Raw genomic sequence first — 13,612 nt, 5'->3', positions numbered from 1 at the left:
GGGCGGTCGCCCTCGAGGTGGCGGAGACTCCGCGACACGCGGCCGTAGCGCTAGTTGCACCCCAGCCGGCACACCATGGCCGCCGTGTAGGAGCACCCGTGGTCACCCCACAAGGACGAGCTCGGCCCCGTGCACCGGAACGCGCACCCCCGCCCGTCCGCGGTCGCCTCGGCCGTCAGCCGGTATCCCTCGGCGTTGCAGCTCCCCGTCGATGACAGGCAGCTCGCCAGCTGCGGCTCGCATTGCTCGACCACGTAGCCGGCCGGGCACGTCCAGTCCACGCTCGCCCGGGCGTAGTCCGGCGACCGCCCCGTCTCGGTCGCGATCGGCTCGTGCTTCGAGAAGGTCGGCATCCCCGTCGTGACCTGGAGCGGCACCACGACGGCCCGCTCGCGCGGCACCACCGGGGCGGACGCGTCCTTCGGCTGCACGACGAACGTGTCCCGCCGCGTCTGCCGCTCGCAGCCGGCCGTCGCGCCCTCCGGCGTCCACGAGAACGTGAGCTCCGCGCTCCCGTGCGCGGGCACCTCGACCGTGCGCTCGCCGTGGGTCACCCGGACGTCGACCTGCGCCCGGTTCGTGATGAGCGCCTGCGCCGTCCCCGCGGCGCCGTACGGCACCACGCCGAGGTCGACGGGCAGCGGCGCGATCTCCGGCTCGGCGAGCGAGAAGCGGCACACGTCCGCCACCGGGTAGATCGCGTACGCCAGCGGCACCGCCTTCTTGACCTCCATCCGCAGCGCGCCGAACGCCTGCCCGCCTCCCTTGGCGCCCGCGACCGGCGCGCCCTCGACGCCCTCGATGGCCAGCTCCCCGACCGAGGTCATCGTCACCCGGCGGTCCCCCGCCTCGATCCGGGCCTTGAACAGGCCGAGCGCCGTGCCGTGCGCCTCGCCGGCCGTCACGTCCGTCTCGTAGGCGACCATCGCGCCGCGCTTCACGGCCCCGATGAAGTGCGTCGCGCGGCCGCAGGCGCAGCCGCCGCCCGCCGCCGGCACCACGCTCTCGGTCGGCTCGAAGAACTGCGGATCCTCGTCCGCGACCAGCGCCATCGCGACCAGCCGCAGCCGGCGCCGGTCGAGCGTCCCTCCGGCGCTGAAGTACGCCGGCAGATCGACGTCGGCGCCGACGAGGACCGAGTCGACGGCGATGCCGACGTAGCGGAAGTCGATCGCGCGCTCGCCCGGCGCCGGCGCGGGTGCGCCCGGCGCCGCCGTCGCCGCGGGCGCCGCCGTGATCGCGGCCACCGTCTGCGCCGCGGGCGCTGCCGTCGCCGCGGGCGCTGCCGGCTCCGCCTTCGGACGGGCGCAAGCAAGGCCGACCGGCGAGAACGCGCCCGCCGCGCTCCTCGACAGCCCGCGGCCCGGCACCATGGCGCTCGATGTGTCGAGGAGGTAGTCGTGCCGCACGTCGCTGAACGCCCGCGCGGCCGCGAGCAGCGCCCCGGCCTGAGAGCAGCCGCTCTCCTTGCAGGCCGGCAACGCCGCCGCGCCGGCCGGCTTGCGCGGCGGCGGCACCGGCACCTCCGGCGGCCCAGGGCAGCCGAGCGCGGAGGCCAGCGCTCCGAGGAGGAGCCAGCCCGCGCGCAGCGGCGCGGCGCGCCGCCGGCGAGCGCGATCTGCGCCGCTCACGGCCATGCGATCGTCATCCACCGGACGCGCCCCGAGCCGCTCACCGAGTCGTCCGCAAAGAACAGCGAGGCGCCGGACCGCCCCGCGAACGCCGGCGACACGTCCTGCGACGCGCCCCCGGTCAGCCACACCAGCGGCTTCAGGGAGGGCGCCGACACGTCGCCGGGCGCCAGCGTGAAGGCGTTCAGCTCCACCGAGTCCCCCGGGGCCGACGCGAGCACGCCGCGGCAGACCTTGTCGCACGCGAGCGCGAGCGACGACACCGCCGCGCCGTCCGGGCCGCTCACCACGACGGGCGGGCCCTGCACCGCGCCGTTGCCGTCGACCCGCACGAGACGCGCGCGCCCGCCGGCCCCCGCGCCCCCGCCGGCCTCGTCGGCCGGCTCGTCGACCCAGCCGACGAAGAGCCCGCCTTCGAGCGGCGCGAGCACCGGGCTGCGCGAGTGCTCCGAGGATTCATGGAGGCGCGACTCGTCGCCGATCCGCTGCAGCGTCTTCGCGTCGAGCCGCGCGAGGAAGATGTCGCCGCCGGGCTCATCGCCCTGGCCAGCCGCGCCGCCCGCAGCCGCGCCGCCGCTCGCAACCGCGCCGCCCTGGCCAGCCGCTCCGGCTCCCGCAGCCGCGCCGCCGCCCGCGGCCGCGCCGCCCGCAGCCCCGCCGCCGCCCGCGGCCGCGGCCGCGCCGCCGGTCGTGCGCGCGTCGGACCACACGAGCCACACCTCCTGGCCGCGCACCGCGATCTGCACCTCGGCCGCGTCGAGCGGCGCGTTCGTGATGCGGCGGTCCGGCGCCGTCCGGTTCAGCGCGCGGTCCACCCGCGCCGCGTACACCTCGGCGTTGCCGTCGCGCGTGTCGATCCACGCGACGATGAAGCCCCCCGCGCCGTCGTAGGCGATCGCCACGTCGGACGCCTCGCTCGCGGCGCCGCCCTGCTTCTTCCGCAGCGCCGTGGTGAGCTTCTTCTGCGCGACCTTCGCGCCCGTCGCGTCGACCTTGGTCAGGTACACCTGCGTCTCGCCCCGCTCGCGCGCGACCCACGCGATCACGCTCTCGCCCTGCGCCGCGCCCTTGCCCTTCGCGTCGGCCGGGAGCGGCGGCGCCGCCGCGATCGCGACGCCGCCGAGCGACGACGCCTTCTGCGAGAGGACGCTCAGCTTGCCGAGGCCGCCCGGGGACACGGCGCGCACCGCGAGCGTCGCGGAGACCTCCTGCCCGCGGGGCGCGGCGTCCGACGCGCCCTCGACGAAGTACGTGACCCACGCCGAGAGCGCCGCGCCGCCGTCGAGCTCGACCGCCGCGACCTTGGCGATGGGGTCGCCCTCGGCGAGGGCGCGCACCGCGGTCGCGCGCGGCGGCGGGTCCTTGTCCTCCCGGAACGCGGGCGCGCGCCACGCGCTCTCGCGCACCGGGAGCGACACCAGCGCGAGCGGCGCCCGCGCGCCCGCCGCGCCCGCCGCGCCCGCCGCGCCGCCAGGCTGCGGACCGGGCGCGGCGCTCGCCAGCGTCGCGCACGCGCCCGCGTGGCACGTCAGCCCGCGCACGAGGTACGGCACGCCGTCCGTCGCCGCGAACGGCGCGGCGCGCACCGGCTCTGCCGCCCGCACCGAGAGATCCGGGCCGAAGCGCACGAACGTCGGCCACACCGGCGGCGCGGCCGCCCCGTCGCGCGCCATCTTGAGCGTGGCGGGCGCGAGCGTCACCGCGGCGAAGCCGTCGCCGTCGGCCGCGATGTCGGGCGGCCCGCTCGCGCTGAAGACGAGCGCCGCCCGCTCCGCGCCGAGCGTCCCGTCCGGGCCGACCGACGCGAGGTGGATGAGGCGCCCCGGCTCGCGCGCGCCCGCGCCACCGGCCTCGCCGCCGCGGGCGCGCAGCAGGTCCTCCCACGCGAGCAGCGCCCGTCCGCCTCCGCCCTGGGAGGGCGCGACGAGCGACACGAGCGCCTGCTCGCCGGACGGCGGCGTCGCCTGCCGCGGCGCCACCACCACCTTGCCGCCCGGCTCGACCGCCGCGAGGTAGACGGCGCCGTCGATGTCCCGCTCGTCGGTCCAGGTGAGCAGGTAACGCCCACCGAGGGAGGCGATCTCGAGATCGATCTGCGCGGTCGGCTCGGGGCTGACGACCACCGGCGCCGACACCTTCCCGGCCGCATCGATCTCCAGGAGCGCGATGGATCCGAGCTTCCCGTCCTCTGCGGCGTCCTCCGCCTCCGCCTTGCGCGCGGGCTTGCCCTCGCCTCGGCCGCGCGGCGCGGCCGGCGGGAGCACGAGGGCGACCGCCGCGCCCCGCTCGGTGGCGACCGCGTGCCACCCGAGCACCTCGCGCGCGACCGACGCGGGCGCCGTCGGCTTGATCGCGGCGCCCTTGCCCTGCGCCACGACCGTCATGACCACGTCGACGCGGTCGACGCCGGGATGGGCAACGCCGGGGTGGGCGACGCCGGCGCGGGCCGCGTCGCCCTGGGCCTCGCGCGGCATCTCCCACAGCACGAGCGCGCCCTGCGCGTTCGGGAGCACGTCGAGCCACGAGATCTCCTCGGCCGTCTGCGCGACGAGGCTCGCCGGGGCGCTCGGCTTGCCGGCGGGGTCGAGCGCGAGCACGCGCACCGCGCGGCTCCCCTCGATCTGCTCGATCCAGGCGGCGAGGTAGCCCTGCGGCGTGGCGCGCAGCGCGGCGACGGGCACGTCGGCGGCGACGGGGCCCGCGTCCACGGTGTCCCCGCGCGGCGCGCCGTCCGCGCCGAGGAGGCGCGTCCTCCAGCGCCCTCCCGCGGCGTGGAGCAGCAGCGCCTCGTCGCCGCGCCGGGCGAAGTAGGGCGTCGCGTCCTCGTCGAGCTCCGCGATCACGCGGGCCGGCAGGAGCGGCGGCCCTTCCGGCGCCTTCGGCTGCGCGGGCGGCGTCTTCACGACCGGCGCCGGGCGCGCGACGGGGGCCGGCGATGCGCCGGAGCACCCGAGCGAGAGGGCGAGCGCGGCGCCGAGCAGCGCTGGCGCGCGGCGCCCGAGCGCGGGGCCGGTCAGGCGGCGTGCGTCGCGCCGCGGACCGCGTGGAACCCAGGAGAGAGCGCTGCGGACGAGCATGGCGGCGACCATGCCAGAAGCGAAGAGCCCCCGCTACAGGGCGCCGCGCAAGCGGAGCGCTCGCCCCGGTCGTACCCGCGCGCGGGCCATCCTGGCCGGACCCCTGGCGGGTGGAACTAGAACGCGAGCAGGCGCCCGAGCAGCGATCTGTACCTGCGCAGCGCGAGCCGGAGCTCCTCCGTCGACGCCTCCGCTCGCCCGGGCTCGCCGTCGACGAGGCGCTGCAGCGCGGCGCGCTCCTCCCGGAAGCTCTGCGCGACCCGCTGGATCACCTCGTTCACGAGCGAGTCGGCCTGCTCGACCGAGAGGCGGGGCGCTTCGATGAAGCCCGCCTGGATCGCGCTCCAGCGCTCGGACAGCTCGCGCGCCTCTTCCGGCGTGAGCACGGGCGCGCGCTCCGGCCAGGGCTCTCCGGTGGGCCCGCCGCGCGCCGTGTAGACGGCCGGCTGGCGGCCCGACTCGGGCGGGATCTCTTCGTCGGCGAACCGCGCCTCGGGTTGGCCGCTCTCGCGCGCCGTCACCATCCGTTCTCTGTGCAATGGGCTCACGATGGCCACCTCTCCGCTAGTTCGCGCTGTGCGCCCAGCGGGCATAGCAAGGCGCATGCGCGTCCCGATGTGCATCCGCGCCCGCTGCGGCGCGCGCAGCGCGACAAGGCCAGAGGCCCGGAAGAGCGCGAGAAAACCCAGAGAGCCCTCCGGGAACGCCGGGCTACCCGGCGCCGATCACGCGGAGCGGCGATCCTTCACGAGCCGATGAGGCGGAAGAGTACGGAATACACCCGGCGCCGGCCGAGCCGCCGCTCGCGCGTCACAGAGCCGCCGCCCGAGCGCGGCAGGGTCGCAGCTCGGGCGAGGGCGCGCAGATTCACCTCAGCGACGGGCGCAGCTTCGTCACGACCGCGCGGATCTCCCGCACCACCTGGAGGAACGCCTCGTCCTCATCGGGCCACTTGGTCACGGGCTTCTTGTCCCGCGGCACCGCCTGGAGCTCGGCGAAGCGCGTCGTCTCCCAGTCGCAGGGGCGGAGCAGGATCGGAACGACCACGGCCTGCCCCGCCGCGCGCCGCTCCATCGCGCGCGCCACCTGCGCGTCGCCCTGCTCGGACGCGAGGTAGCTCGCGCTCACCAGGAGGAGGATGAGGTCGGCCGCCTCGAGCTGCTCGCCGATCGCGCGCTCCGTGTCCTCGCCCGCGCCGATCTTCCCGCTGTGCCACAGCGCGATCAGCCCCTCCCGCCTGAGCGGGGCCATCTGCGCCTCGAGGCGCGCGAGGAGCTCCTCATCGCGCGAGGCGTAGGAGAAGAAGACGCGCACCGGCCGCGGCGCCGCCGTCGCGCCCACACCCGGCGCGTGTGGCGCCACGGGCGAGGACGGCAACGTGGGCGACGACGGCTGCGCAGCCCGCGGCGCAGCGGCCTGCGGCGGCGCAGCGGCCTGCGGCGGCGCAGCGGCGTGAGGCGGAGGCGCCGCGCCCGGCTCCAGGCCGAGGAGGACCTGGGTGACCTCCGCGTGATCGCCCGCCTGGTTCTCGTAGACGATGAGCCGGACGCCCGACTCCTCGAGCAGCCGGCGGCGGAACGGCGGCACCCCCTTCGGGAGCAGCGCGAAATGCATCGGCGGCTGCCCGCCGGAGAGCGCGCGCACGCGGGCGAGCGTCTGGTCGATGTTGTCGTCGGCGAGGCCGAAGCCCACGAACAGGATGGAGTGCGTGCGGTAGAGGGCCCCGAACGCGTCCTGCAGCAGGGGCGAGCCGAAGATCGCCCGGTCGTACTGGTCGCGCGAGAACACCCAGGTGTCCCACGCCCGCAGCGTGCCGTGCAGCTTCAGGATGAAGCACCTGTCCATGGCGACGTCGCCCGCCGGCCGATCGACCATGCGCCACTCGCCCTGGAACGCGCGCTCCAGGAAGCGGTCGATGTTCGTGGTGAGCACGGCCTTGAGCTTCGGCTTGAGCGCGGCGATCGCCCGCGCCAGCTCCGGCACGTCGCGGCCGGTGTCGTCGAGCTCCTTGTCGACCGTCCAGTTGAAGTCCTGCGGCCCGAGCGCGAGCCTCGCCGCGGAGAGCGCGTTGATGAGCTGGTTCGAGGAGATGTACTGCTGGATCTCGTCGATGACCGCCGGGTCCGCGCTCCGCCGCCGCGCGCGGTCGCGCAGCTTCTCGGCGAGCTGCTTCCAGGTGGGCATGCCCGCAGCCGCCGAGACGCCGGCGCCTGCGAAGACGATCAGATTCCCTGACGTGTAGCGCTCACGCAGCTGCTCGAGGATCTCTTCATCCATCAGCGATCACGATACCGCGGATCTGCGCCAGCGGGCGGCGCCCGGCCGCACCCTCACCGCGCCGCCCCCTCACCGCGGCGGCGCGGAGCGCCGCTCGGTGGAGAGCGAGAGGCCGACCCCCAGCCAGGCCCCCTCGACGGCGCCCGCCTCCCCGCGGGCGCCCTCGTAGGGCGCAGGCCGGAGCACGATCCCCGGGTCCAGCGTCAGCCCGAGCCACACCGGGCCGCCCAGCCGGGTCTCCACGCCGAGCCCGAGGCCGGCGCGTGCGGACCACGTGTCGCGCTCGCCCGCGATGCCATCGACGGAGACGGCGGCGGGCAGCCTGAGCGATGCGACGGAGGCGGTAGCGCCGATCGAGAGGCGCCACGAGGCCGCCAGCCAGAAGCGGTAGTCGCCCGAGAAGCCCGCCTCGAGCCAGCGCAGCGGCTCGCCGCCGGACGGCGCGGCGAGCAGGCGGGCGAACAGCGACTCCGTGAGCCGCAGGCGCCGCAGGCCGAGCGCGAGGCCGGCCCCGCCGAGCACCCGCGGCCCCCCGGAGACGACCGCCGCGTAAGGCCCGGCCGAGACGGACAGGGTGTCGAGATCGCGCGAGGCGAGCTCGACCTCGTCCTGCGTGGGGCGCCGCGGCGACGGCGGCCGCCGCGGGGCGCGCGCGCGGCGCATCTCGGCGACGATCATCTCGGAGGCGGCGATCGCGACGAGCCGCGCGGCCACGTCCGAGGTGAGGCCGGAGACGGCGATCTGCCGTCGCACGACGGCGCGGCCGTCGAGGCGGACCTGGATCTCGAGGCGCGCCGCGGTGGGCCGGTCGACCCACACGGTCGCGACGCGGTCGCCGAGCGGGCCGACCGGCTCGGCGGCCAGCGCCGCGCCGTCCGGGAGCTCGATCTCGAGCAGGCGCCGCACGCGGACGCTGGAGACCTCCTCCGCCGCGCCGCGCGACAGGGCGACGCGCACCTCGATGGGCGCCGCCGCGTCGGGCAGCCGCGGCGCGACGGGCGCGGCGGCGCGGCCGGCGATCGCCACGACGGCGCGCGGCTCGGCGGCCGCGGCCGGGAGGGCCAGGCTCAGCTGGACGACGACCGCGGAGGCGGCGAGCGCGGGAAGATCCCAGCGCGGGGCGCGCGCCGGAGGCAGGCGGCCAAGGCCCGTCCTCTGCGGCGGCGTCCGCGCCGGAGATGATCCGCTGGGCATCCTCGCACGGGCCATCGGGGTACTTGGCCACATACCCTGTTGCGATCTGAATTGCCTCTTTCTTGTGGTCCGAGACCACCTCACCGAGGCTGCTCTGGCCGGACGAATCCACCGCGACGCGCTCTCGAGCGAGAACGGCCGCGCGTTCGCGGATTATTTCGCTGCCAGCGCTCACCCCACAGGGGAGCGCGGCGGCCTGCCCGGCTCACGCCTCCTGGCGGAACGCGGCCACGAGCCAGTTGACGTGACGTCCGGTGTCGTCGTCGCTCGAATGGCGCTTGAACAGCGGCATCCTCAGGATGCGCACGTGATCCTGGAGGTTCGTCTTGAAGGGCGAGCCCTGGATGGGCGTCCCGTCGGGCCGCACCTGCCGCCCCTCGATCTTCATCTTCTTCAGCACCTCGAGGGACGCGAGCCGCAGGAGCTCATAGGCCCTGTCCGGGTCCTTGCTGCTCACGGAGACGATGAGCTTGCCGAACGTGGGGTCCTTGTTCACGAGGACGTCCCCCGCCTCGAAGCCGCAGTCGAAGCGGACCTTCAGGTCGGTGAGGCCCTTCTCCTCGAGCGCCTCGCGGATCGCGTCGGTGTCGGGGAGCGCGATGCGATCGAAGATACCCGCGTTGGGCAAGAACAGCCCTTTGCCGCCGTCCCGCGAGTCCCTGAGATCGGGATTCCAGCTCTCCGCGTTGATGCGGAACTCGCGGCTACAGTGGGTCTGCACCACGTGGTCCTGCTCGAAATCGATGGGTTGCCCGTCCGCGATGCGCATCTGCCACGCGACGAGGTTCACGGGGACGCGGCTGCGCTTCCGCTTGATGGCGTAGCTCTCCTCGCTGACGGGGTGCTCCACCTGGATCCGCGTGTTCATCTCCAGGAAGTAGAACTTCCCTTCCTTGAACATCAGCTCGACGGTGCCCGCGCCCACGTAGCCCACGCGGTCCGCGATCTGCACGGCGAGCCCGCAGATGCGGTCTTCCAGGCCCGGGTACCGCCGGAGCAGGGCCGGCGGCGCCTCTTCCTGGATCTTCTGGCTCGCGCGCTGCTCGCTGCAGTCGCGCATGCCGAAGTGCCGCGCGTTGCCGTAGCGATCCCGCAGCACCTGCACCTCGAGGTGGATCGTCTCCGGGATGTTCTGCTCGAACATCACGCCCGGCTGCCAGTTGTACGCCTTGATCTCGCCAAGGACCTTCTGGATGGCCTGAGGCACCTGCTCCACCGTCGGGATGACGGCCTGCCCGCGGCCGCCGCCGCCGTTGGCGGCCTTCAGCCGCCCCGGGAACGTGAAGCGCCCGGCCGCGTGGGCCTCGAGGACTATCCGCTGGATCTCGCCCGGATCGTCGCTGTCGATGACGATGCCCGGCGTCACCGCGGTCGGGTCGAAATCCTGGGCCATCAGGCGGAATTTGCGCTTGTCGCCGGCGCTCTCCACCACGTCCTGCATCGGGCCGACGAAGACGATGTTCTTCTGGCGGAAGTGCCGGATGGCCGCGGCGTTCTCCGCCAGCGGGCCGTACCCGGGGTAGAGCCCCGCGCGCGACAGCTCCTCCTGCGAGCCGTCGCCGAAGCGCCGCTCGAACTCGGCCCTCACCTTGTCCGCGATCTGGATGAAGTTCGCGTAGCTCTCGCGGAAGCTCCCCTCGAGCCCCACCCCGAACCCGCCGCCCTCCCGCGCGATCCGCAGCTGCAGCGCGTTCGCGTCGTCCTGCAGGCTGTAGAGGACCACGGGGATCTTGCCGAGCGCGATCGCCTCCCGCGTCGCCCGCACGCCCATCTCGCCCTTGTCCGCGACGAGGATGTACTTGAGCTGGCCCGCGCTCACCGTCGTGGCGGGGTAGCTGTCCAGGCGATGCACGGCGGCGTACAGGAGATCCAGCACCTGCGCGTCCTCCCGCAGGAGGTCGCCGGCCCGGGAGCGCAGGAGCTCCGCCGCCTGGTCGCGGAGCGAAGGCTCGTCCTGCTCCAGGATCAGGAACTTGAGGAGCCGCTCGTCGTCGAATTCACGGCGCTTCAGCGCCCGGAGCAGCCCGCCCTCCAGGTAGCGAGCGAACCCGTCGCGGTCCGCGGCCGTGATCGATGCGCGCGCGTCCCGGATCCGCGCGAGCAGGCCCTCCGCCGCCGCGAGGAGCTCCTGCACCCGCTCCTCGTCGAGGAGCGCCCTGCGCAGCGCAGCTTCCAGGGGGCGCTGCCAGCCGAAGTGCGTCCTCCACACCTCGCCGTTCGCGATGAGGTACCGCAGCCCGAGGAGGCGGTGCGCGTCCTGGCCGCCGGCCAGCGTGCCCAGATCGAGCAGCACGAAGCCAGGGACGCCCATCGCCGTGGTGAACGCCTCCATCGAGGACACATAGCCGCCTCGGGGCAACACCAACTTCCACGACGGGAGCGATTGAACGTCGTTGCGAGCGGGTAGAGAGCTGGTGCGGACGGCGGTGGTCATCCTGAGCGGTTCTCCGGCGCGGCGAGCGACCAAGCAAGCGCAGAACCACCAGGGGTGTCAAGCATGTCCACCGCGCTCGGCGGAGCGCGATCGACGTGGACGGGCGCCCCCCGCTCTACGGGGTCGGGCTCACGTCCGGGGCCGGCGGAGGCTGGGGCGGCGGGGCCGCGTGCTCCTCTTGCTCGGCCGCCTCCTCACCGGACTCGCCGGAGACGATCCGCTGGACGTCCTCGCACCGGCCGTCCGGGTAGTTGGCCACGTACTCCTTGGCCATCTGAGAGGCCTCTTCCTTGTGGCCGGCGACCACCTCGGCGCGGATGCGCTTGCAGAACGAGTCCTCCGCGAGGTTGCCCTCGGGCGACAGCGAGCGCGCCTGCTCGTAGTACCTCGCCGCCAGCGCCTGCTCACCCATGCTCGCGTGCATGTCGCCGAGCTTGTAGGCCGCGATCGGCGCGTTCGCGTCGCTCGGGAAGCCCTCGACCACGCGCGCGAACGCGCGCATCGCCGCGGCGCGATCGCCGCCCTTCCCGCGCAAGAGGTCGCTGAGGTCCATCAGCTCCCTCGCCGTCTTCGCGGAGGCGATGGCGCCGTCGATGCCGCCGCTCTGCTGCTGCAGGCTCTGCAGCGCCTCGGCGACGTTGCCCGCGTTGTACCGCGCGCGCCAGTCCGGCGCGGCGGCGGAGGCGGCCGGCGCGGCGGCCGGCGGCGGCTCGATCGGCGCCACCTCCGCGCTCGAGCGCGGGAGCGACGAGGCGCGGGCGCGCCGGGGCTCCGGCGGCGCCACGACCGCGATCCGCTGCCGGATCGGCACGCCCTCCTCGGCGTCGCCGCGCCCGAGCTCCCGCGAGCCGGCCGGCGACGTGAGCTTGACCGAGCCATCCGCGACGTTGACGTCGATCGCGTCGACGTTGTGCTTCACGCGCAGCACGCTGCCCGCCGCCGCCGCGAGGCGGGCCTCGCCGGCGACGATCGCGAGCGCCGCCGTGCGCGTCCCGCTCACGGTGTCGAGCCACGCCTCGCCCTGCACGAGCCGCAGCGTCAGCGCGCCGCCGTCCGCCTGCTCGACCTCGACGGTCGTGCCCGCCGTCAGCGAGATCCTCCCGCCGCCCGGCAGCTGGAAGGTGCGCCCCTGCGAGCCCGCGGCGAACACGTCGACGAGCGACGGCGCGTCGTCGGCCGGCGTCACGGCGGTGAGCGCGGGCGCCGCGCGCTCGTCGCTCCAGATCGCCTTGCCGAGCCACAGGCCGCCGCCGAACGCCGCGAACGTCGCCGCCGCGAGCATCGCGGCCATGCCCGCGCGCCGCGGCGACGAGCGCTCGCGCGCCCCGAGGTCGTGCTCGATGCGGTCCCAGACGCGCGCGATCCGCTCCTCGGTCGCGTGGTCGCGGAGATCTGCCGGGGCGATCCGGGGTAGCCCTCGCCGGCTCATGATGAGGCCTCGCTGCTGGTTGAATCTACAAAATGACCGTCGAGGAACTGTTGCGCCCGCGAAATCCGCCGCTTGACGGTCGCGAGCGAGCAGTCCGTCATCTGCGCGACCGTCTCGAGATCGTGCCCCTCCACCGAGCGGAGGATCCACGCGATCCGGTCGTCCGCCGGCAACGTCTGGAGCAGGGCGTAGATCTGCGCGATCTGCGCGCGCGCGTGGGGCGACGCGGCCGGGCTCGCCAGGGCGTCGAGATCGACCGGCTCGCTCGACTTGCCCATCCCGAGCACGCCGAGCAGCCGCGCGCGCCGCATCCGCGAGCGGACCTTGTGGACGATGATCGACCCGAGCCAGGCGCGGAACGCGGCAGGATCCACGAGGTCGTCGAGGCGCTCGTAGGCGCGGAGGAACGCGTCGTGGACGATGTCCTCCACGTCGCGCGCAGAGCCCTCGATGCGCGTCGCGAGGTGGATGGCGAAGGCGACGTGCCGCCGGTAGAGCTGCTCGAGCGCGCCCACGTCCCCGCGGGCGCCGAGCACCACGAGCTGCGCGTCCGGAAGCTCCGCGAGGCCCGTTCCGCGCTCGGCCGGCCCGGTCGCGGCGGAGGACCGCCGGTCCTGCGCGCGCGCCCCCCCGAACCGGCCATCGCCGCGGCCGCGCTCCTCCGGAGCGAACGCGGGCCCGGCGTCGCCCATGTCCTCCTGGGCCTCCGCGGCCGGGGCAGCCGGGGCGGCCGGTTCGACAAGGCGCAAGCGCCCTCGCTGAGGTCTCAGAGCCATGCGTTCGTACCAGGGGACATGACTGGAAATGTACAGCAGACGGTGATCGTGATGCCCTCGCGGGAGTCGAGGCAGCGGCCCGGGCGGAGCGCCGAGCCCTGGGCTCCTGTCCAGAGCGGCATCAGGAGCGCCCCGAGTTTCCCACACCTTTCTAGACGCCTGGTCGGGCCCGGGCGGCTCATCGAAAAAACTGTGAGCCGTTCTGGCTCCCCTCGGCGTCTGGGTGGTGGCCGCCGGATTTGCGTGCGGTTCACACGCCTGTTGGTTGAGGGTGGTCTACCCGCCCCATTTTCGGAGGATTCCATGAAGAAGCTCGTTCTTGCGCTCGTCGCCGTCTCGTCCCTCGTCGTCGCCTGCGGCGGCAGCGCCCCGGCCCCGACCGACCCGGGCGCGGCTCCGGCGGCTGACCCGGCGGCGGCTCCGGCGGCTGACCCGGCGGCGGCCCCCGCGGCTGACCCGGCGGCGGCCCCCGCGGCCGACCCGGCGGCGGCCCCCGCGCCGGCCGACGCCCCCAAGTGAGCTCTCTGCGCGGCGCGTCGCTTCCTGGGTGAAGCGCGCATCGCGGAGCGCTTTGGGCGACGCCTCTCCGGAGGCGCCGCCCTCTTTTATTTTGTGCCGCTCGGTCGCCCCTGGCCCGCGGCTCCAGCGCCGGCGCGCCTGTGCTTTGGCGCCATCCGCGGGGCGTCTCCATGTATGTTCCGTCCGCGCGCGTTCCCGTGGACGGCTCATCGCGGCGCCGCTGCAGCCCGCGAGCCGGTCCCGCTCCTTCTGACAACCCGACCTCTCGTGTCCCC

9 protein-coding genes are annotated in these 13,612 nt (G+C 74.9%); 1 reads left to right on the top strand and 8 read right to left on the bottom strand.

The genetic code is table 11. From position 1 onward, the window contains the following. Positions 1-50: 50 nt before the first annotated feature. The 8 genes from WMF39_RS47385 to WMF39_RS47350 form a co-directional block, all read right to left on the bottom strand. A complete protein-coding gene (locus WMF39_RS47385; protein ID WP_437743015.1) occupies positions 51-1,631 on the bottom strand; it encodes a hypothetical protein in 1,581 nt (526 codons plus the stop codon). Further along, positions 1,628-4,708 (bottom strand): hypothetical protein, encoded by a 3,081-nt coding sequence (locus WMF39_RS47380; protein ID WP_437743014.1) that lies wholly within the window; start codon positions 4,706-4,708, stop codon positions 1,628-1,630. Before WMF39_RS47380 ends, WMF39_RS47385 begins: the two co-directional genes overlap by 4 nt. 116 nt (positions 4,709-4,824) lie before the next feature. Beyond that, on the bottom strand, positions 4,825-5,256 hold the full coding sequence (locus WMF39_RS47375) for a hypothetical protein (RefSeq protein ID WP_437743013.1): 432 nt from the start codon (positions 5,254-5,256) through the stop codon (positions 4,825-4,827). A 319-nt stretch (positions 5,257-5,575) separates the two neighbouring features. Then, a complete protein-coding gene (locus WMF39_RS47370) occupies positions 5,576-6,985 on the bottom strand; it encodes an SIR2 family protein (RefSeq protein ID WP_437743012.1) in 1,410 nt (469 codons plus the stop codon). Between the two features lie 69 nt (positions 6,986-7,054). Then, on the bottom strand, positions 7,055-8,179 hold the full coding sequence (locus tag WMF39_RS47365) for a hypothetical protein (RefSeq protein ID WP_437743011.1): 1,125 nt from the start codon (positions 8,177-8,179) through the stop codon (positions 7,055-7,057). A 205-nt stretch (positions 8,180-8,384) separates the two neighbouring features. After that, positions 8,385-10,511 (bottom strand): biotin carboxylase N-terminal domain-containing protein, encoded by a 2,127-nt coding sequence (locus WMF39_RS47360; RefSeq protein WP_437743010.1) that lies wholly within the window; start codon positions 10,509-10,511, stop codon positions 8,385-8,387. A 217-nt stretch (positions 10,512-10,728) separates the two neighbouring features. Further along, positions 10,729-12,042 carry a FecR domain-containing protein gene (locus WMF39_RS47355; protein ID WP_437743009.1) on the bottom strand — a complete coding sequence of 438 codons (1,314 nt, stop codon included), beginning with the start codon at positions 12,040-12,042 and terminating at the stop codon, positions 10,729-10,731. Further along, positions 12,039-12,791 carry an RNA polymerase sigma factor gene (locus WMF39_RS47350; protein ID WP_437743008.1) on the bottom strand — a complete coding sequence of 251 codons (753 nt, stop codon included), beginning with the start codon at positions 12,789-12,791 and terminating at the stop codon, positions 12,039-12,041. The genes WMF39_RS47355 and WMF39_RS47350 overlap by 4 nt, the downstream gene beginning before the upstream one ends. A gap of 330 nt (positions 12,792-13,121) precedes the next feature. Here WMF39_RS47350 and WMF39_RS47345 point away from each other — a divergent pair, with 330 nt between their 5' ends. Continuing rightward, positions 13,122-13,337 (top strand): hypothetical protein, encoded by a 216-nt coding sequence (locus WMF39_RS47345; protein ID WP_437743007.1) that lies wholly within the window; start codon positions 13,122-13,124, stop codon positions 13,335-13,337. Positions 13,338-13,612 lie beyond the last annotated feature (275 nt).

It is taken from the genome of Sorangium sp. So ce1504 (genome assembly GCF_051521635.1).
GTDB classification, from domain to species: Bacteria; Myxococcota_A; Polyangia; order Polyangiales; family Polyangiaceae; genus Sorangium; species Sorangium cellulosum_B.
The sequence above is the reverse complement of the archived record's forward strand: the minus strand, read 5'-3'. Positions and strand labels throughout refer to the sequence as shown.